Raw genomic sequence first — 18,846 nt, 5'->3', positions numbered from 1 at the left:
AACCGCCCGAATCACGACCGCGCCCCTGGGATGCGGCACGAAGTGCGCATCCCAGGGGCGCGGGGCGGTGACACATGCGGATCCGCCGCAGCGGTCGTACGCGGTGTCAGTCCGTGCCCGACTCCATCGCCGCACGATCCAGCGCCTCGTCCTCGGCGGAGACCTCGCCGCGCGAGGCGATCGCCTGGGCGCCGCCGCCCGGCATGTCCGGCATGGTGCCGATGAGGCCCGTCGCGGCGGCCTGGTCGGCGCCGATCGACGGGGTGGCCGTGCCGATCAGGCCGATGCCCGCGTACTGCTCCAGCTTGGCGCGGGAGTCGGCGATGTCGAGGTTGCGCATGGTCAGCTGGCCGATCCGGTCCAGCGGGCCGAACGCGGAGTCCTCGGTGCGCTCCATCGACAGCTTGTCCGGGTGGTAGCTGAACGCCGGGCCCGTGGTGTCGAGGATCGAGTAGTCCTCACCGCGCCGCAGCCGCAGCGTGACCTCGCCGGTGACGGCGGCGCCGACCCAGCGCTGCAGCGACTCACGGACCATCAGCGCCTGCGGGTCCAGCCAGCGGCCCTCGTACATGAGGCGGCCGAGGCGGCGGCCCTCGTTGTGGTACTGGGCGAGGGTGTCCTCGTTGTGGATCGCGTTGACCAGGCGCTCGTACGCGGTGTGCAGCAGGGCCATGCCCGGTGCCTCGTAGATGCCGCGGCTCTTGGCCTCGATGATCCGGTTCTCGATCTGGTCGGACATGCCCATGCCGTGGCGGCCGCCGATCGCGTTGGCCTCCATCACCAGGGCGACCGCGGACTCGAACTTCTGGCCGTTGACCGTGACCGGGCGGCCCTGCTCGAAGCCGATCGTCACGTCCTCGGTGGCGATCTCGACCGACGGGTCCCAGAACTTCACGCCCATGATCGGGTCGACGGTCTCGACGCCGGTGTTCAGGTGCTCCAGGACCTTGGCCTCGTGGGTGGCGCCCCAGATGTTGGCGTCGGTCGAGTACGCCTTCTCCGTGCTGTCGCGGTACGGCAGGTCGTGGGCGACCAGCCACTCCGACATCTCCTTGCGGCCGCCGAGCTCGGTCACGAAGTGGGAGTCGAGCCACGGCTTGTAGATCCGCAGGTGCGGGTTGGCGAGCAATCCGTAACGGTAGAACCGCTCGATGTCGTTGCCCTTGTACGTCGAGCCGTCGCCCCAGATCTGGACGTCGTCCTCAAGCATCGCGCGGACCAGGAGGGTGCCGGTGACGGCGCGGCCGAGCGGGGTGGTGTTGAAGTACGCGCGACCGCCGGAGCGGATGTGGAACGCGCCGCAGGTGAGCGCGGCCAGACCCTCCTCGACCAGCGCGGCGCGGCAGTCGACCAGACGCGCGATCTCGGCACCGTAGGTCTTCGCACGGCCGGGCACCGAGGCGATGTCGGGCTCGTCGTACTGACCGATGTCGGCGGTGTAGGTGCACGGGACGGCGCCCTTGTCGCGCATCCACGCGACCGCGACGGACGTGTCGAGGCCGCCCGAGAAGGCGATGCCGACGCGCTCGCCGGCCGGAAGGGAAGTGAGGACCTTGGACATAGGAAGAGTATGCATGCATACGCATGATCATGCAAAGTTGGCGCGTTACACGATGCCCTGGGCCTGCATGGCGTCGGCGACGCGGAGGAAGCCCGCGATGTTGGCGCCGAGGACGTAGTCGTCGGGGGTGCCCGCGTACTCCTCGGCGGTCCGGCGGCACTCCGCGTGCACGTCGCGCATCACGGCGGCCAGCCGGTCCTCGGTCTGCTCGAACGTCCAGCGGTCGCGGGCGGCGTTCTGCTGCATCTCAAGCGCCGAGGTGGCCACCCCGCCCGCGTTGGCCGCCTTGCCCGGACCGAACAGCACACCCGCCTCCCGGAGCACCTCGACCGCCTCGGGCGTGCAGGGCATGTTCGCGCCCTCGACCACCGCGAGCACCCCGTTCTTGGCCAGCGCCACCGCGTCCTCGCGCCGGATCTCGTTCTGCGTCGCGCACGGCAGCGCCACCTCGCACGGCACGTCGTACAGCGTGCCCCGGGCCGAGAACCGCGCCGCCGGCTTGCGCTCCGCGTACACCGACAGCCGCTCACGGCGGACTTCCTTGATCTCCTTCAGGAGCGCGAGGTCGATGCCGTCCTCGTCGACCACGTACCCGGAGGAGTCCGAGCACGCGATGACACGGCCGCCGAGGGCGTGCACCTTCTCGATCGCGTACAGCGCGACATTGCCGGAGCCGGAGACCACGACCCGCCGCCCCTCAAAACCCGTGCCGCGGGCGGCGAGCATCTCCTGCGCGAACACCACCGTGCCGTAACCCGTGGCCTCGGTCCGCGCGTGCGAACCGCCCCACGCCACCGGCTTGCCCGTCAGCACCCCCGCCTCGAAACGGTTGGCAAGGCGCTTGTACTGGCCGAACAGGTAACCGATCTCCCGCCCGCCCACACCGATGTCACCGGCCGGGACGTCCGTACGCTCACCGATGTGCCGGTACAGCTCGCTCATGAACGACTGGCAGAACCGCATCACCTCCCCCTCCGAGCGGCCCCGCGGGTCGAAGTCGGAGCCGCCCTTGCCGCCGCCGATGCCCATGCCCGTCAGCGCGTTCTTGAAGATCTGCTCGAAGCCCAGGAACTTCACGATCCCCAGGTTCACGCTCGGGTGGAAGCGCAGCCCGCCCTTGTACGGGCCGAGCGCGCTGTTGAACTCGATCCGGAAACCCCGGTTGACCCGCACCACACCCGCGTCGTCCACCCACGGCACCCGGAACACCACCTGCCGCTCCGGCTCGCACAACCGGTCCACGACCGCACCGCGCACATACTCCGGGTGCCGCTCCAGAGCCGGCCCGAGCGAGGACAGCACCTCGGTGACGGCCTGGTGGAACTCCGCCTCGCCGGGGTTGCGCCGACGGACCTCCGCCTGGACGGCCTCGATGTGCGTACTGACGTCCATGTATGTCTCTCGCTCTCTCTGCTCTGCGGCTCTGCGGCTCTGCGGTGCTGCTCTGCAGTGCTGCTCTGCGGTGCCGTCCCGTGGCGCGCCGTGCGGGGCGGGACCCTCGGGTTCTGATCGATCGTCCTTGCCGGACCCCACGGGTGGCAAGGGCGCCCCGGGTGTGTGCAGCGCCACGCGGTCCGGCGGACGGCCGGACCGTCACACTCGGGTCAGGTTAGGCCGCACGCCCGTCACCAGCCACGACGTGCTCAGCAGGCGGACACCCTCGCCCTCCTTCTCGTGGTCCCGCAGGTGCTCCGTGAGCGCCGTGCGCGCCCGGGCGGCGGCCTCCGCGGAGACCTGGGCGGTCATCGCGCGGCCGGGGCCGGTTCCCAGCATGAAGTCCGCCGCGTCCTGCGCGTCCCGGCCCCAGGTGCCGTACGCCTCCACCGGGTCCGTACGGACGTCGGCGAACCCGGCCCCGGTGAGTACCGCGCGGGCGCGGTCCGGGTCGGTGAAGGCGAACATGCCCGGCCGGCCCGGCGCCGCGAAGTCGCCGACCGGCAGGTGGTCCCGCAGGGACAGCATGGCGCGCAGCCACCCGTTGCCCTCCGGCTCCGCCGGGCACACGAACGCCAGCCGGCCGCCGGGGCGCAGCGCACCGCCGATGTTGGCGAACGCGGCGACCGGGTCGGCGAAGAACATCACCCCGTACCGGCTGACCGCGGCGTCGAACGCGCCGGGGGAGAAGGCGTGCACCTGGGCGTCGGCCCGCTCGAACGTCACGTTGTCCAGGCCCTCGCGTGCCGCGCTCGCCCGCGCCCGGTCCAGCATCGGGGCCGACAGGTCGACCCCGAGCACCCGCCCTCGCGCGGCCCGCCGCGCCGCGAGCCGGGTGGTCTGCCCGGAGCCGCAGCCGATGTCCAGGACCCGCCCCTCGGGCCCGAACCCGGCCGCGTCCAGGAGGAGTTCGTTGAAGCCGGAGTTGACCGCGTCCCAACGGTCCTGGTTCTGCACCCAGTACGCGCCCTCGGGGCCGTTCCAGGCCTGTTCCTGATCGGTGTTGACGATCTCCGGGTCGACGAAGTCGCGCATCGGATGCCTCCTGCTCGGGCCGGTGCCGGCGAACCTATGATGGGCGTACGCCCAAACAGTATGGGCACGCGCCCAAACTCGCAATGCCCTTTGGCCGTACGGGTGTTGGCGCGTCCTGCGACGGAGAGTGAGGTGGTCCTGTGGCACCGCGGGGTGTGGCGATACCGGACGCGCGGGAGCGGCTGTTCGCCGCCGCGGAGCGGGTCCTGGAACGGGACGGTGCCGGCGCGCTCACCAGCAGGGCGGTCACCGACGAGGCGGGCTGCTCCAAGGGCCTGCTGCACGCCCACTTCGCGGGGCTCGACGACTTCACGGCGGAGCTGTGCCTCGACCGGTTCGCCCGCACCGCCCGCCTCGCCGAGCGGCTTCCGGCGCGGGCGGGGGAGGGCGACGTGGCCCGGACGCTCGCCGGTGTCGCGCTCACCCTGTTCCGGTCCGGCGGCCCGACGATCTCCGCGCTCGCCCTGTCCCGGCCCGCCGCCGCGCACCGGGTCAGGGAGGCCCTGCAGTCCGGTGCGCCGGGGTTCGACGCGATCGAGGCGGCGGTCGCCGCGTACCTCGAAGCGGAGCTGCGGCTCGGGCGGGTCCCGCCGCACACGGACACGGCCGCGGCGGCGCTCGCGGTGGTCGGCACGGTGCACCACCTGCTGATGACGTCCCGTCCGGGCGGGCCGGACCCTCAGGGGCGGGTGGAGGGGGTGGTGCGGGTGGTGTTGGGGGCGGGTTGAGCCGGTGGGGGAGGCGCGGCGCAGCCGCAGGCTCCAGGGGCGCGGGGTACTTCAGCGGCGCGCGGCCCGGGCCTCCCGCGGCGGCGGGATGAACTGAAGCTCCAGCGTGGGAGGGGGAGGAGCCACGCCGGGCCCGCCCGCCGTGACCCAGGCGATCAGGTCGTCCGTGCAGTCGTCGTCCATGGCGAAACCGATCCACGTGGCCTTGCCGCCCGCCTGCCGCCCCGCTGTCGAGGGCTGCACGACGACGACGTTGGCCTGGTCGCAGGGGCCGAGGCAGTCCGAGACGCGGACGGCGACCCGGCCGCCCGACCCGGCGGCGGCCGCGCGCAGCCGGTCGAGCTGCCAGTCGTGGTCGACGCGCGGGTACTTGCGCGGGTTGCCGCAGCAGCAGCCCCGGCACACGACGAGGGTGCAGGGCCGGGCCGCCGCACCCACCCGGAACGTACGCCTGGGCTGCGCGGCGGCGGGGGCGTGCACGGCGTCGGTCATCGGGGGCGGGCTCCTTCGGGGGGGGTGGCGTACGCCCCGATCTCATCAGACTCCGCCGAGGCGAGGACGCGCGGGTCGGCCCGCAGGGACAAGTCGGCCGGGTGAGCGGCGAGTTGCCGCCCGCAGGGGGTACGAGGGCCGTGGGTAGGCTGCGCGCGAAGGGGAGTCGGGCGAGAGGGGCGCGGAACTCATGGCACGTCAGAAGTGGTGGGGGCGGGGCGCGGCGGTCCTGGCGGTGCTGGCCGTGGCAGGCTGCTCGCCGGCGGGAGGAGGCGCCGCCGGGCCGGACGCGACCGACGCCGAACCGTCGGCGGGCGTCGACGGCGGTACGGGCGCGGGCGGTGGCGGCGGCGACAGCGCCGGGACGCTGCCGGGGGTGCCGTCCGTCGACCGGGCGCGGCAGCAGCTGGCCGGCCTGAAGGTCGCCCCGCACGGCTCGATGACCGGCTACAGCCGCGACCGGTTCCCGCACTGGTCCGCGCAGGGCGAGAACTGCGACACCCGCGAGACCGTCCTGGAGCGCGACGGCACGGACGTACGGCGGAACGAGGAGTGCCGGGCCGTCTCCGGCACGTGGCAGAGCGCGTACGACGACGAGAAGATCACCGACTCCTCGGACCTGGACATCGACCACATGGTGCCGCTCGCCAACGCCTGGCGCTCCGGGGCGGACGAGTGGACCCAGACCCGGCGCGAGGAGTTCGCCAACGACCTCACCCACCCCCAGCTGATCGCCGTCTCCGCCTCGTCCAACCGGTCCAAGGGCGACCAGGGCCCGGACGAGTGGCAGCCGCCGGACAGGACGTACTGGTGCGTGTACGGCCGGGCCTGGGTCTCCGTGAAGTCGACGTACGAACTGACCGTCACCGAGGCCGAGGAGCGGGAGCTCGACGCGATGCTGGACACCTGCGGCTCCTGAGCGCACGGTGAGCCCCTCGGCAGGTGACAGGCATCGAGAGAGGGTGGAGGCGCTGTCCGGGGCGTACGAGATGGGGGAGCAGGGCCTCATGGAGCGTGCGGGGCGACCCGGTGGCCCGGGACACTCCACGAGGCCCTGCTCGCCCCGCACGCCCCCTCTACCGGCGCGGCTCCGGCACCTTGAGCAGATCCCAGCTGACCTTGCCCGGGATGCCGTCCGCGTCCTTGCCCTTGAAGCCCAGGTGCTGCTGCCAGGCCTGGTACGACCTGCGGTCCGCGTCCGTCCACCTCGGGCCCGGGCCCACCTCGTACCGGCTGCAGCCCTCCTCGGCCAGGCGCCTACCCATCGCGTCGATGACCGGGTGCACCTGGCCCACGTGGAAGAAGCCGCTGCCGGGGAACTCCGCGAGGCCCGCGGGCTGTTCGGGCTTCGGGCGGGGCTCGGGCTTCGGCATCGGGTCGTCGCCGCCCCCGCCGCGCAGGCGTTCCGCGATGCGTTTGCGCATGCCGTCCATGGTGAAGCCGCGCGGGTCGATCTTGCCGGGCTGCCACTCCTTGTGGCCGATCACCGAGCGCTCGTTCCAGCCGTGCGCCCGGCAGATCGCCGCCGACACCCGCTCGACGGCCTCCTTCTGCGCGGCCGGCCACTCGTCCTTGCCGTTGCCGAGGTTCACGCACTCGAAGCCGTAGAAGCGCCGGTTGCCGTCGATGTTCGCCTCGTTGTCCGCGGGGAGCCGGGACTCGTTGACCACGGCCCGCAGGACGTCGTTGTCGCCGAGACCCGCGTGGTTGGCGCGGCCACTGCCGACCAGGTGCACCTCGCCCTTCTTGTCGATGACGCCGTGGCACAGCGGACCGGGCAGGTCCGCCCGGCCCTCGTAGCAGAGGTTCACCGAGCCCTCGGTGCCGGAGGACGCCGTGTGGTGGATCATCACGCCGTTCACCGGACCCCACGGGCCCTTGTGGTTGCGGTTGTGGCGGCGCCAGTTGCGCACCTCGTGGACCGTGAGGCCCTCGGCGCGCAGGATCTCCGCCAGCTTCCCCGCGGACAGCGGCTTCGCCATCACATCCCCCCTTCGTCGACGGCCGCCTCCGCGGCGGCCGTCGTCTCCGACCTGCTCATGCCTGAAGGCGCCGCGTTCTCCGCCGCGTACTCCTCGTCGCGGGCCCGCGCCTCCGCCGCCAGCTCCGCGTCGCTCGCGTGCGGAATGCTGCGGGTGGCGAGCGCGCTGAACGCGAGGCGCAGGTCCACCGGCTCCTGCTCGCCCTTGACCAGGGCGAGCGGCGCAAAGTGGCGCACGATGCCCGCGGGCCGGGCGAGCAGCGGCTTGCGCGCGGCGTTCACCGGCCACTCCACGTCCCCGGTCGAGGTGCGCGCGGCGACCGTCCAGTAGTCGCCGGTGCGGTAGTGGCCGCCCTTCTCGAAGTACACCTCCACCCCGTCCTCCAGCGGCAGCCACGTGCCCTCCTCGACCTGGACGGCGCCGCCGCGCAGCTGCGCCGTACGGCCCTTGCGGCGCACGCCCTCGCGGTGGTCCCAGCGGCGCAGGAACGGGTGCAGCTCCGGGCGGCGCCCCACCCGCGTGTCCGGCTCGGCGGAGAGCCGCACCCGGCGCCCCGGCAGGTCCAGCTCCTCCACCCGGAGCAGCGGCAGCGGCTCCAGGCGCGACACGTACGCCGTGTCCCCGAACTCCACCAGGTCGCCGACGTCCAGGTCCAGCTTGTCGTCCTGCCCGAGCGAGCCCAACTCGACCCAGGTGCCGTCGAGTTCCGCCACCGGGAACACCACCGAACCGTTCTCCCGCGACCACTTGAACGTGGCCGCGCCGGCCTTGCCGCCCTCGTGGACCTCGACCCGGTACAGCTGGTTCTCCGGGCCCCGGTAGCGGGCGTCCGGCTTCACCAGGCAGGGGTCCTCGTCGGCGTGCCCGGGCCGCTGCGCGCGCGCCGCGAACCGGGCCGTCGGGGCCTGCTCCCTGGCCCACTTGTCGAACGCCGAGCGCACCTCGGCCGGGTCGGCGCCCTCGGGGTCGTCGAGGTCCAGGGCCGAGGCGGGCAGCGGCAGCGCCTGCCAGACGACCTTGGCGCGGGCCGCCGTGTCCACGAGCGCCGCGCCGAGCGCCACCTCGCGCAGCGCCGGGTCCTCGACGGCCGTCACCGCCCGCTCCCACACCTGCAGATACATCACGTACGGGTACGTGGTGGGCAGCCGGTCGCCCGGCCGCTCCGGGTCGCGGTACGCGTCGGGCTGGTCCCAGTAGTGCCAGATCCTCGGCTCCGCCGCGGGCGTGTCGTCGTCCTCCTCGCCCTCGTCCGGGACCGCGTCGCCGTCCGTGGGCCGGTCGGCGTCGCAGACGATGCCGTCGACGTAGTAGCGGCCGCCGTGGATCTCCAGGTCGTCGATCTCCCGGTTGCCGCCGGGGAAGTGGATGTGGAAGCCCGCGCTGTCGCGCGGCCCGCCGTGCCGTCCGATCAGGTCTGCGGCGAGCGTACGCGCCTGGTGGAGCTGGATCGCGGCCTGCTCGTTGGCGTCGGCGTCCAGCTGTACGCGGCCCTGCTGGGCGAGGACCGCGGAGTAGTGCCGGCCGGGCCGGAACGTCGAGCGGGAGAGGTCAGCGTGCATGAAGGGGGTCCCCCTGGTTCAGGAAGTGCGGTTCGGCGAGTCGGTGGTGTGCGAGCAGAGCGGGGTTCATGTCACGAACCCGGGGTCAGGACCCGTGGTTCACGTCACGAACCCGGGCTTCACGTCACGAAGAAGATCCCGGCGTCGGCCCCCGCGGGCACGTACTCCGCGAGCCGGGCGCGCAGGCTGTCCTCCCGCTGCGGGCGGTACAGCTCGTGGAACGCGCCGAGTTCGGCCCCGTCGTCCGCGCCGCGCCGGATCTCGGGCGCGCAGCCGTCCGCCAACTGCCCGTACCACGGCGTCCCGTACCGCTCCGAGACGAACAGCGGACGCACCCGCGCCGCCTCCTCCGGGGACGGGCCCACCAGGTCGGGCCGGCAGCGGTGCCGGCGCGGGGTGCGGGAGCCGGGCGGCACGTACGAGTAGCGCATGCAGCCGATGCCGCGCCGGGCCACGTGCACGCGCCCGGTGAACACCGCGTTCTCGGCGATCTCCACGGCGTGCGTGTGCACCTCGCCGATCACCGTGGAGCGGTGCAGGTGCAGCACCGCGTGCGCGTGCCGGCAGTCCGGGGCGGACAGCGCCTCGCGGTCGTGGCCGGTGGCGTCGAGGACGCTGTCCCGGATGTGGATGTCGAGGGGGTCCTCGGACACCTCGTCGCCGATCACCTCGATGGTGCCGAGAATGCTGTCCTCGACCTGCAGGCAGGCCGTGGTCCGCTCCAGGACGATGCTCGGCTCCTCCGGCGAGTGCGGGTCGCACTCCGGCTCAAGTGACCATCCCGGTACGAGAGTTGCATGCCTGACCACGACCGCGTCCACCGGCCCGGCGACGTTGATGCCGCGCCCGGCGATCAGCAGCCCGTCGAGCGTGACCCGCGGCCGTTCGCCGGGCGCGCAGTCCTCCGCCAGGCCCCGGATGTTCAGCGCGTCCGGCCGGTTGCTGTACCAGTCGAGCAGCCGGATCACCGGCCGCGCGCCCTCGGCCGCGCGCAGCTCGAACCGGTCGCCCGGGTCCAGGTCGAAGTCCAGCTGCTCCTGGTAGGCGCCGCTGTGCGTGATCTCCACGATCCCCTCGGGCCCGCACCGCCCGGCCCTGCGGTCGTGCTGCCAGGCCCGGTAGGCGTCCATGATGCGCTGGTACGGCTGGTCGGGCCCGACCCGGTAGAACTCGGCGTTGGGCCGCTCGGGCCGCGTGCGCGCGTACTCGCCGCCGCCCATGTCCGCCCCGTACGCGTAGTGGTAGTCCACCCACACGCCCTGCCGGGGCGCGGAGCGCGAGCCGAACGCGATCCGGCCCAGCTCCGGGTCGACCGCGACCTGGCCGCGCTTCGGCCGGTACCGCCAGTCCGACAGGTCGGCGACCACGATGTCCGCCATCGGCACCGGCCGGTCCTCGCCGTCGCGCCGGATCACGAAGCTCTTGCCCGGGCCGTAGTAGTCGGCGAGCCGGTCGTGCAGCCGGCGGCGGCGGATGAACGCCGGGACGTTGTCGACCGTCGCGATGTGCGTGGGCGACGGCTCCGGGACCGGCTTGGTCGCCAGCGGGCTGTCGTTGCCGAGGATCGAGAACGTGTACAGGTTCCGGGCCCGGTCGATGCAGTACGCGGGCGACTGCGTCAGCGCGTACGCCTTCAGCCGCCACACGAACAGCGCCACCCCAGCAGGACCCGAACTCCCCTGCCTGCGGGCCGAGTTGGCGCTGCGCACATCGACCGTACGGGCCGTGGACCCGAACGGACCGCCCGCCAGATCGAGTTCGGCGCCTTCCCGCACGTCGACCAGGCGCCCGCGCGCGGACCGGTGCGGCGACCCGTCCGCGAGCAGCTTCACCGGCTGCTGGTGCGCGACGAGCCGGGACAGCTCCACCGCACGCGCCGGCCACGCCGCGACCTGCTCGGAGATCTCCTCCAACAGGTGCAGCGTGCCCTTGCGGCGCCGGTGCCCGACCGTCGCCGCCACATCGGCGCGCGGCGCGAGCGCCCGCGCGAGGGCCGCCGGGCCCGACCCCTTCAGGCCCGTCGTCAGGACCCGCTCGTACCCCGGAAGGGAGCGGTGGCCCACCAGATCGCCGATGTACGGCAGCACCCAGGGCGCCGCCGTCTCCACGAACAGGTCCTCGTAGCCCTGCTCCACGCCGTCCCGCACCCGGTCCAGCTGCTCGGCCATGACGGCGAGCAACGCCCGCAGCGGCTCGCCCTCCGCGGCGTCCTGCAGCCGGTGCCACTGCGGCAACAGCTCCGCGAGCCCGTCCGGTTCCCTGGACATCACACGACCTCCCGTACCAACTGCGTATCCAGGGCCATCACTTGACCTCCGAAAGAATCAACGTATCCGCGGCCTGCGGTGAGAACAGCGCCAGCTGGGCCGGGCGGATGCCGCGGAACACGAACACCGAACGCCCCTTCTCCAGGCGCCGCGTGTCGGTGATGCCGGGGTTGAGGCGCACCAGCTCGGCGAGCGGCAGCCCGTACCGCGCGCAGACCGACGACAGCGTCTCGCCGCCCTCCTCGCGCACCGTGTGCACCCGCTCGTCGTACGCCGCCGTGCGCGCGGGCACGGCCGCGCGCGCCTCGCCGGGGTCGCGGACCAGCTGCAACAGCTCCGCGGGCGTCGCGGACGCGGGCACGCCCGTGAACACGTCGACGTCCACATAGTCCACACCCGGCACCGAGTGCGCCGCCGCCAGGACCTCCGACAGCGCGGCCGGCTGCCCCAACTCCCGCCCCTCGAAGCCGAGCCGGCGCAGCAGCGCCCGCCGGAGCCGGGGCTCCACCACCGGCCAGGTGTGATCGGGGGCGACCTTCACCCGCGCCGCGCACAGCAGCAGCACCAGCTCCCGTACGTCCACCCGCACCGCGAGCCGCGGGTCCCCGTACTCGGAGAGCGAGGACCTGAGTGCCCGCAGCACAGCTGCATCCCCGTCGGCACCGGCGATCGGCACGTCGTCCGTGCCCGCCACCGTGACGTGCAGGAGCCGCCGCCGGCCGTCGTACAGCTCGCGCGCAGAGGCGCGGCCGATGCCCGCGCGCGAGCGCGCGAAGTCCTCGTAGTCGACGGGGGAGACGAGCCGGTCCAGCGCCGCCACCGCGAGCGGCACCGTGCGCCGCGTCAGGCCGGGGCCGTCCGCGTCCGAACCGCCCGTCGCGGGCACCGGGTTGGTGACCGCGGTGACGCCGAGCGGACGCGTCACGGCCTGCGTGATCCGGTCCGCCGGGACGTTCGCGGCCCGGCCGGTGCCGAAGCGGTAGCGGGCCCGTACGTTCTCGTGCCCGCTGGGCAGCCGGGCGCCGTGCACACCGTCCCCGAACGTCACCGTCGTCCGGCCGTCCGCCGTGGACCCGCTGATGTACACCCGCTCGCGCGGCCCGCGCCCGGCGAGGCTGTCCACCTCGTGCCACAGCACCCCGTCGACCCGGATCTCAAGCACCGGGGTCGCACCCAGGGGGTTGTCCGCGGCGAGCCAGGTCAGCGGGGACTGCCACAGCGCGAACGTCTGGTTGGTGCGGTCCGAGTCGCCGCTGCCGACCGGCTCGTCCCGGCCCTCGCCGTGCGTCGCCGCCACCACGTTGCCGAGCACCTTCACCGTCTCGCGGCGGTAGCGGTACGCCAGGTCCGTGGTGAGGGTCAGCCGGGTGTGCGGGGCGCCGCCGGGAGGCAGGGGATCGGCCGCCGCCTCCGCCCGGTCCAGGACGACCACCTCGGTGGCCGTCACGCCCCGCGTGCCCGGCACGTCGCTGCGCTCCCCGGACACGATCAGCGTCCGGCCCGGCTGCAACCCCGCGTACAGCTCGGCCAGTTCGAGCTCGTTGCCGTGCACGTCCTCGCCCAGCGGCTCGTCCGCCATCCGCAGCGGCTCGCCCGCCGCGTGCACGGTCGCGTCCCTGATGTGCGAGAGGAGGACGTCGTACTCGTCCAGCCACGGGTCGGCGAGCACCAGCTCCGTGCCCCGGCCGGTGGTCCCGTACTCGGTGTACGCGGCCGTGCGCACCTCCTTGACCTGCGTCGTCACAAACGCCAGCCGCGGATCGCCCGGGATGCCGCCGTCCTTCGGGTCCTTGCCCTTGCGGGGCCGCTCGACCGCCACCCAGCTGCCCACCGTGATCCGGTCGTACACGGTGTCGAGGCGCAGCACGTTCCGGTGCACCGGCTCCGGCTTCGAGGCGATCACGATCTCCACGTTCGCGGGCGCGCTGCCCACCGTGTACGCCACGGCCACCTCGTACTCGCCGTGCGTGAACTGCCGGGACTCGCCGGGCTTGAGCGTGTGCGGCGCCGAAGTGCCGTTGTGCAGCAGCACCTGCACGTTGCCGTCGTCGTCCGGGCGCGACACGAACAGGCCGCGCTCCGGCAGCCCCGGAAGCAGCCGGGCCGTGACGCCGGGCTCCTGCGAGTCGGTCGGGCGCCGCCCCAGCCAGCTCAGCTCCCGGTCCTGCCCGGCCCGCGCGGACAGCCGCACCCGGCCAGGACCGAGCGGGAACTCCACCGGCTGCGCGCCGATCAGGTTCTCCGAGCGCTGGTCCGAGCCCGAGCCCTCCACGTACTGGAACTCGGCCTTCTCCGGCACCTTCCCCGAGGTGTCGAAGACGACCCGCATCGACGTCAGGACGGCCCCGGTCAGCGGCCAGTCCGCGGTGCGCACCACCCGGCCCCGGTCGTCCTGCACCGGCTTCAGCGGCGCGGTCGCACCGAACGGCGTCGCCCGCGCCCGCATCGCCAGGACGGCGCGCAGCACCTGCGGGCCCCCGCCGGGTGCCTTCACACCCCGCCAGGCCCGCTGCAACGGGCCACCCAGCTCGGGGTGCAGCGCGGAAAGGAGTCGTACGGGATCGGCTCCCGGCACGCCGACTCCGGTGGTACGGACACGGGTTGACGCCTTGCCGCGCAGCGCGGGGAGGAGGTGTCCGAGCGCGGCCAGCGGATCGCCCTTGTCGCCTTTAGCGCTCTTATCGCTCTTGCCGCCTTTGTCGCTCTTATGGCCCGCCCCGCCCGCTGCCGCCGCACCCGGCGGACCGGACGCCGCTGCCTCCTCCTCCTCGTCCTCCTCCTCGTCCGCCGCCTGCGCGGGCGCCAACTCAAGGGCCCGCTCGGCCAGTTCGGCGAGGACCGCCTCCAGCTGCTCGAACCACTGGGCGACATCCTCGTACGCCCCGGCGAGCACCTGCGCCTCGCCGAGCCGCTCCACCGGACCCGCGAGCCGGGCCGCGAACCGCTCCGGGGTGCCCGCCGACGGCAGCGACTCGCGCAGCGACGCGAGCACCTGCTCGTCGAAGTCCTCGATGTACCGGCTGACCGGGCGGGGGTTGGGCACCCGGGGGGATGGGGGTACCGCCCGTTCGAGCGAAGCCGAGAACGGGGGAGGCTCCTCGCCCGGCTCGCCGGGACCCTCCGGCGCCGCGATCCAGCGCAGCGCCTCGGTCACGAGCTCCTTGAGGGTGGGCGGCGCCGAACGCGGCAGGGTAAGGGCCGTCACATCGTCGTCCCGGTCCGCGCGCACCCGCGCCACCGGCAGCAACTTCCTCTCCCCGCCCGCCTGTTCACCGAAGACGAAGAGCAGCCGGTCCCCGGTCTGGAGGTGGGTGGCGGTGCCCTCCACGAACAGTTCGGAGCGCCGCTCCAGGTCCCGCGGGGTGAGCAGCGTCGGCCTGCGGCGCCGCACCTTCAGCTCGTTCCAGTCCCAGCGGGCCGTCAGATCCTCGGCCGTCTCGAAGGTCTGCGCGTCCTCGTCCCCCGATGCCGGCACGCTGTGGCTGCGCGCCCCGCGCGGGACGAGCACCTGCAGTGACTCGGCGCGCGGATCACGGTCCAGGCGGTACGCGAGATGCGTCGAGGCCGCCACCCCGGGACGCGGCCGGTGCCCGACCAGACGGCCGAGCAGCACCAGGGAACGGTGCTCGTTGGCGGTCCGCAGATACGCCTCGTCGGCGATCCGCTCCGAGTGGAACGTCAGCAGGTCACCGAGGACCGCCGTCGCGTCGAGCAGCCCGACCGCCGGGTCGTCCGGCGTCCGCACCGTGAGCCCTTCGAGCGCCGGGTACGCGGGCGAGGCCAGCCGGTCCAGCTGGGCGGACAGGAACGAACCGTACGTCCCCACCCGGTAGTCCAGGGCCGTACGTCCCGGCGGATTGTGCGGGGCGACCGGGGCCCGCCGCTCGTCGTGGCCGCCGGCGCCGCACGCGCCGCCGCAGGAGCAGGCGTCGCTCATCGGGCACCCCCCAGGGATATCTCCAGCAGGCCGTTCTCCGGCCGGTCCGGGTCGTTCTCGCACGTCGCGATCTCCAGCGGGCCGAGCCGCAGCACGCCGTCCTCCCTCTCTCCGCGCTCCTCGTGGAACAGCCGCTTCAACCGGGTCACTTGTACGCTCTCCACCCCCGGCACCGCCGCCGCGACGGCCACCAGACGGCTCAGCCGCACCGGCTCGCCGAACGTCAGCGCGTCCGGGTGGAAGAAGCCGAGCCTCCCGCCGGGCAGCCGCCCGGCGCCGAGCACGCGGTACAGCTCGGCGAGGATCTGGCCGTGCTGATGGCCGGGCAGCGCGCACACCGTCAGCGCGATGTCCAGCGGCACCGTGCGGGCCGGGCCCACCACCAGGTCGTGCCCGATCCGACGGTACGCCTCCAGGGAGTGCGCCACCGCGTCGAGCAGTTCCTGCGGCGGCGTGCCCGTGCCGTGTGCGTCGACCGCGACGTGCGCCTCCTGCACGCTGCCCGTCCAGCGGATCTCGGCCGCCGCGCGCTGCACGCCCGGCAGGCCCGCGGCGAGCGCCGCGTAGTCCTCCGCGGTCACCGCGCGCAGCCGGGTGCGCCGCAGGTCCAGCGGCGCCAACTGCCGTACCTGCTCCGCGGGTTCGGGCTCCGTGCCGCCCGTCGCGGGCAGCGGATTGCGCACCCCCGCCACCGGTGCCTGCACCGCTTCGTCCGGCTCGCGGCACACCACCAGATGGTTGATGGCCTCCGCGCCGACGTTGCCGCCCGTGCCGCCGCCGAGCCGGTACCGCAGCTCAAGTCGCGCGCCCGGCGTGGGCCGCGCCCCGTGCACCCCGTCCCCGAACCGCAGCGCGAGCCGCCCGTCGTCCTCCAGCTCGCCCACGAAGTGCCGGTCCCGCGGCCCCGAGCCGAGCAGATCCCGGCGCGGCTCCCACACCTGCTCGCCGTCATACAGCCGTACGGCGGGCAGCGCGCGCCGCGGATCCTGGTCCAGGGCGGCCCCGGCGGCACCGCGGAGCACCGGCTCGCCCGGGTGCAGACCCGCCGCGTACGACGGACCCCAACTCTGGGCGATCTCCCAGGCGATGTGCCCGTCCAGGACCGTGCCCGCCCGCGCCCGCGCCGTCAGCACCTCGATCCGGCGCCGCTTCTGCGCCAGCAACCGGTCCTCGCGGTGCAGGAGTTCCCGCAACGCCCGCACCGGATGCCGGCGCAGCTCGAACCGCTCGACGACCTTCGGGCCGAACACCACGGTCAGCTCGTCGATCTCCTCGTCCCCGAGCCCGTCGCAGTCCCGCGCACTGCGCCACAGCTCCACCAGACGCCGCCGCACCCGCCCGGGGACCGCCGCGAGCCGGTCCGCCTGCCCCGCGGCCACCAGCGCCGGGTCCGGGTACGGGCCGACCTGCGCCACGGGGGAGCGGGACAGGCGCGGCCGGAACCGCGGCACGAGCCCCGGGTACACCGACTGCGCGAGCAGCGTCCTGAGCGCCGCGGCCTGCGCGTACGCCGTGCCCGGCACCACCCGCTCCGCGCGCGTGCCCGCCCGCTCCAGGCCGATCCCGGCCCGGGTGACCGCCGCGTCGCCGACGACGGCGAACAGCTCCTGCACGTCGTCGGGGACGAGCGCGGTGCCGCATTCCGCCTTGTCCGTAAGGGAGTTGATGAGCCGGCCGGGCGCGTTGCCCTCCTCGGGGCCGGTGCACCCGAACCCGGGCGGCGCGCAGTCGCCCGCGACCGCCGGGTCGTGCGGAACGGTGAGGGTCTCCGCGAGACCGTCGCCGCACCAGCCGAGGGTCCGCCCGTGATCGACCAGGCAGACATTGCCGCGTGCCAGGGTCACGTCCGCCACCGGCTCGCAGTCCCGCCCGCCGAGCGTCGCCAGGCGCAGCGGGAACCGCAGCGCGTCCTCGGCCGCCCAGGTCACCTCCACCAACGGCTGGTCCTCGACCCGGTCAAGCCCCGGCGTCACCGACGTGAGCCGCACGACCTGTCGATGACTCGGATCGGCGTCGCCAGGGGTGCCGGTACGCGCGCCCTTCACCTCCTCCAGGATCAGCAAGTCCCCGGCACGCAGGTCGAGTCGACGCTCCGCGCAGGTCTCCGGGTCCCGCCACGCGTCCCGCAGCGTCGCCGCCGTCGCCCCCTTCGGCAGCGCGCACATGTCGCCGCCCCAGGTCCACAGCCGGATCGCGTTGTGCGCCGCGCGCAGCCGCAGCGGCTCGTCCGCCGCCACCGGCTCGAACACCTCGACCGAGCCCCGCTCGTCCAGGTCCACCAGGTCGCCGTCGTCGATGACGGTGCCCGGCTCCGGCCGGTCGTGCGGGTCGACGGCGCGCACGTCCACCGAGGCGAAGCGGTACGTCCCCGGCAGCAGCGTGTGCTCGCCGACGGTCTCCACGGACACGTACGCCCGCGCCGCCTGCCCGTCGTGCATCGCGTAGTCGATCAGGCGCACGTGCCGCCGCACCGACACCCGCAGCCGCGCCGTGTCCAGATACGCCTCGGTCGCCACGGCATCCTGCTGATAACTGATCTGGTCCCCGGTGTACGCCAGCAACTCGACCAGCGTCATCCCGAGGTCCGCCGGGTTCCGCTCCACCCAGTCCGGGGTGGTCAGCGCCAGCCGGTCGAGGAGCAGCTTGCGGATCGTGTCGTAGTCGCGTGCGGTGTAGTCGACGACGGGCGCGGCGGGGAACTCCGGCTCGTCGTCCGTCTCGCCCTTGCAGTCGAAGGGAGTGGGACAGTCCGGCCGGAAACCGAACTCCGCACTGTGGTAGCGCTGGTCGAACCCCCGGAACGGCACGTCCCCCGGCCGCCCGTACGGGTCCGTCTCGACGACCGACAGCCGGTACCGGGAGGTGTCCCCGGCCTTGTCGACCGTCACGTACAGCCGGTCGTCGAGCTCCGGGTCCTCCTCCCGCTCGACGCTGATGTCCACGGCGGAAATGTCCGTGATCCGGCGCCCGCCGTCGATCCGCACGTTCTCGGCGCACAGCCCGTGCGGCGCCTTCCCGAGGAACGTGACGGTCAGGACGAGCCCGTCGTCACTCACCTCGACCGCGTCGACCCCGTTGAGCTGTGCGGCCCGTACCCTGGCCCGGCGGGGCGCTGTCGCGCTCGTCATGCCGCGGCCCTCCCCTCGAACACCTCGTCGCGCACGGCCCCGGAGGCCCGTACGGCATACCGCAGACTCACCCGTACGGCGTTCTCCGCACCGGACACGTCCAGGGCCTCCACCTCGATCAGCTCGCCCAGCCAGCGCTGCAGCGACGCCTGCACGGACAGCTCCAATGTGCTGGTCAGCTCCGGGCTGTTGGGGGCGAAGACCAGATCGAGGAGGCCGCACCCGAAGTCGGGCCGCATCACCCGCTCGCCCGGGCTGGTGAACAGGACCTGCTCGATCAGATCGCGGACGTGCGCGTCATGGCCGGCGTGCGCGGTCCGCCCGCGCCGGTCGACCCGGAAAGGAAACGCCCAGTCGCTGCGTATGCGGGTACGGGTGCTCATCGGACGCTCACCTCTCGCTGCGCGCTGTGGACGACGGGCGGCCCCTGCGGCACCGAAGCCGCCGTGAAGCACTGCGCCGCCGAGGTGTCGAGCAGCACCGGGGCGCCGCCGACGGTCACCCCCGTCTCGCCGGCCGCCCACCGCACCGTCACACACGGCGTCGGCACGCCGTCGACGGTGTGCGGACAGCCGGTCACGGTGAAGGTGTGCGCGGCGGTGGCCACGGGCACGCCGCCGATATGCACGGCCGCACCCCCCGCCGCTGCCGTCGCCCGCCCCCCGTGCGGACAGCTGACCAGCGCACCGGCGCCGAGCAGATTCCCTGATATCCCGGACACGT

The 18,846-nt window shown here is 73.7% G+C and carries 13 protein-coding genes; 2 read left to right on the top strand and 11 right to left on the bottom strand.

The annotated features are described in order from the left end of the window. Positions 1-106: 106 nt before the first annotated feature. The 3 genes from argG to QIS99_RS02290 all read right to left on the bottom strand — a co-directional run bounded on the left by argG (position 107) and on the right by QIS99_RS02290 (position 4,030). On the bottom strand, positions 107-1,561 hold the full coding sequence (gene argG, locus QIS99_RS02300) for an argininosuccinate synthase (protein ID WP_282509913.1): 1,455 nt from the start codon (positions 1,559-1,561) through the stop codon (positions 107-109). Between the two features lie 45 nt (positions 1,562-1,606). Then, the gene (gene gdhA / locus QIS99_RS02295; RefSeq protein ID WP_282509789.1) at positions 1,607-2,953 is read right to left on the bottom strand and encodes an NADP-specific glutamate dehydrogenase; all 1,347 of its coding nucleotides are present in this window, start codon (positions 2,951-2,953) and stop codon (positions 1,607-1,609) included. Positions 2,954-3,154: 201 nt separating this feature from the next. After that, entirely contained in the window at positions 3,155-4,030 is an 876-nt protein-coding gene (locus tag QIS99_RS02290) for a class I SAM-dependent methyltransferase (RefSeq protein WP_282509788.1), read from the bottom strand. A 140-nt stretch (positions 4,031-4,170) separates the two neighbouring features. Between QIS99_RS02290 and QIS99_RS02285 the strand changes: the two genes are divergently transcribed. Continuing rightward, positions 4,171-4,758 carry a TetR/AcrR family transcriptional regulator gene (locus tag QIS99_RS02285; protein ID WP_282509787.1) on the top strand — a complete coding sequence of 196 codons (588 nt, stop codon included), beginning with the start codon at positions 4,171-4,173 and terminating at the stop codon, positions 4,756-4,758. 51 nt (positions 4,759-4,809) lie between these two features. Here the strand turns inward: QIS99_RS02285 and QIS99_RS02280 are convergent, their stop codons facing one another. Then, positions 4,810-5,250 (bottom strand): (2Fe-2S) ferredoxin domain-containing protein, encoded by a 441-nt coding sequence (locus QIS99_RS02280; protein WP_282509786.1) that lies wholly within the window; start codon positions 5,248-5,250, stop codon positions 4,810-4,812. Positions 5,251-5,440: 190 nt separating this feature from the next. On the opposite strand from QIS99_RS02280, the gene QIS99_RS02275 reads away from it, so the two are divergent. Next, on the top strand, positions 5,441-6,169 hold the full coding sequence (locus tag QIS99_RS02275) for an HNH endonuclease family protein (RefSeq protein ID WP_282509784.1): 729 nt from the start codon (positions 5,441-5,443) through the stop codon (positions 6,167-6,169). Positions 6,170-6,326: 157 nt separating this feature from the next. On the opposite strand, the gene QIS99_RS02270 is transcribed toward QIS99_RS02275, so the two are convergent. From QIS99_RS02270 to QIS99_RS02240, 7 genes are all read right to left on the bottom strand, one after another. Beyond that, complete coding sequence (locus QIS99_RS02270) at positions 6,327-7,232, bottom strand: peptidoglycan-binding protein (protein WP_282509782.1); 906 nt, start codon at positions 7,230-7,232, stop codon at positions 6,327-6,329. Then, the gene (locus QIS99_RS02265) at positions 7,232-8,791 is read right to left on the bottom strand and encodes a DUF6519 domain-containing protein (RefSeq protein ID WP_282509780.1); all 1,560 of its coding nucleotides are present in this window, start codon (positions 8,789-8,791) and stop codon (positions 7,232-7,234) included. Before QIS99_RS02265 ends, QIS99_RS02270 begins: the two co-directional genes overlap by 1 nt. 119 nt (positions 8,792-8,910) lie before the next feature. After that, positions 8,911-11,058, bottom strand: coding sequence for a hypothetical protein (locus QIS99_RS02260; RefSeq protein ID WP_282509778.1), 2,148 nt, complete (start codon positions 11,056-11,058; stop codon positions 8,911-8,913). A 37-nt stretch (positions 11,059-11,095) separates the two neighbouring features. Next, a complete protein-coding gene (locus QIS99_RS02255) occupies positions 11,096-14,995 on the bottom strand; it encodes a putative baseplate assembly protein (protein WP_282509776.1) in 3,900 nt (1,299 codons plus the stop codon). Further along, positions 14,992-18,123: a putative baseplate assembly protein gene (locus QIS99_RS02250; protein ID WP_282509773.1), complete on the bottom strand. Its 3,132-nt coding sequence runs from the start codon at positions 18,121-18,123 to the stop codon at positions 14,992-14,994. The genes QIS99_RS02255 and QIS99_RS02250 overlap by 4 nt, the downstream gene beginning before the upstream one ends. Beyond that, positions 18,120-18,506 (bottom strand): GPW/gp25 family protein, encoded by a 387-nt coding sequence (locus QIS99_RS02245; RefSeq protein WP_282509771.1) that lies wholly within the window; start codon positions 18,504-18,506, stop codon positions 18,120-18,122. Before QIS99_RS02245 ends, QIS99_RS02250 begins: the two co-directional genes overlap by 4 nt. Beyond that, complete coding sequence (locus tag QIS99_RS02240; protein WP_408909461.1) at positions 18,503-18,844, bottom strand: hypothetical protein; 342 nt, start codon at positions 18,842-18,844, stop codon at positions 18,503-18,505. Before QIS99_RS02240 ends, QIS99_RS02245 begins: the two co-directional genes overlap by 4 nt. Positions 18,845-18,846: the final 2 nt, after the last annotated feature.

Source organism: Streptomyces solicavernae, assembly GCF_029968095.1.
Classification (GTDB): domain Bacteria; phylum Actinomycetota; class Actinomycetes; order Streptomycetales; family Streptomycetaceae; genus Streptomyces; species Streptomyces solicavernae.
The sequence above is the reverse complement of the archived record's forward strand: the minus strand, read 5'-3'. Positions and strand labels throughout refer to the sequence as shown.

Coding starts and splice junctions, on each gene's coding strand:
- argG (WP_282509913.1), bottom strand. CDS start 1,561: ATGTCCAAGGTCCTCACTTCCCTTCCGGCCGGCGAGCGCGTCGGCATC.
- gdhA (WP_282509789.1), bottom strand. CDS start 2,953: ATGGACGTCAGTACGCACATCGAGGCCGTCCAGGCGGAGGTCCGTCGG.
- QIS99_RS02290 (WP_282509788.1), bottom strand. CDS start 4,030: ATGCGCGACTTCGTCGACCCGGAGATCGTCAACACCGATCAGGAACAG.
- QIS99_RS02280 (WP_282509786.1), bottom strand. CDS start 5,250: ATGACCGACGCCGTGCACGCCCCCGCCGCCGCGCAGCCCAGGCGTACG.
- QIS99_RS02275 (WP_282509784.1), top strand. CDS start 5,441: ATGGCACGTCAGAAGTGGTGGGGGCGGGGCGCGGCGGTCCTGGCGGTG.
- QIS99_RS02270 (WP_282509782.1), bottom strand. CDS start 7,232: ATGGCGAAGCCGCTGTCCGCGGGGAAGCTGGCGGAGATCCTGCGCGCC.
- QIS99_RS02265 (WP_282509780.1), bottom strand. CDS start 8,791: ATGCACGCTGACCTCTCCCGCTCGACGTTCCGGCCCGGCCGGCACTAC.
- QIS99_RS02260 (WP_282509778.1), bottom strand. CDS start 11,058: ATGTCCAGGGAACCGGACGGGCTCGCGGAGCTGTTGCCGCAGTGGCAC.
- QIS99_RS02255 (WP_282509776.1), bottom strand. CDS start 14,995: ATGAGCGACGCCTGCTCCTGCGGCGGCGCGTGCGGCGCCGGCGGCCAC.
- QIS99_RS02250 (WP_282509773.1), bottom strand. CDS start 18,123: ATGACGAGCGCGACAGCGCCCCGCCGGGCCAGGGTACGGGCCGCACAG.
- QIS99_RS02245 (WP_282509771.1), bottom strand. CDS start 18,506: ATGAGCACCCGTACCCGCATACGCAGCGACTGGGCGTTTCCTTTCCGG.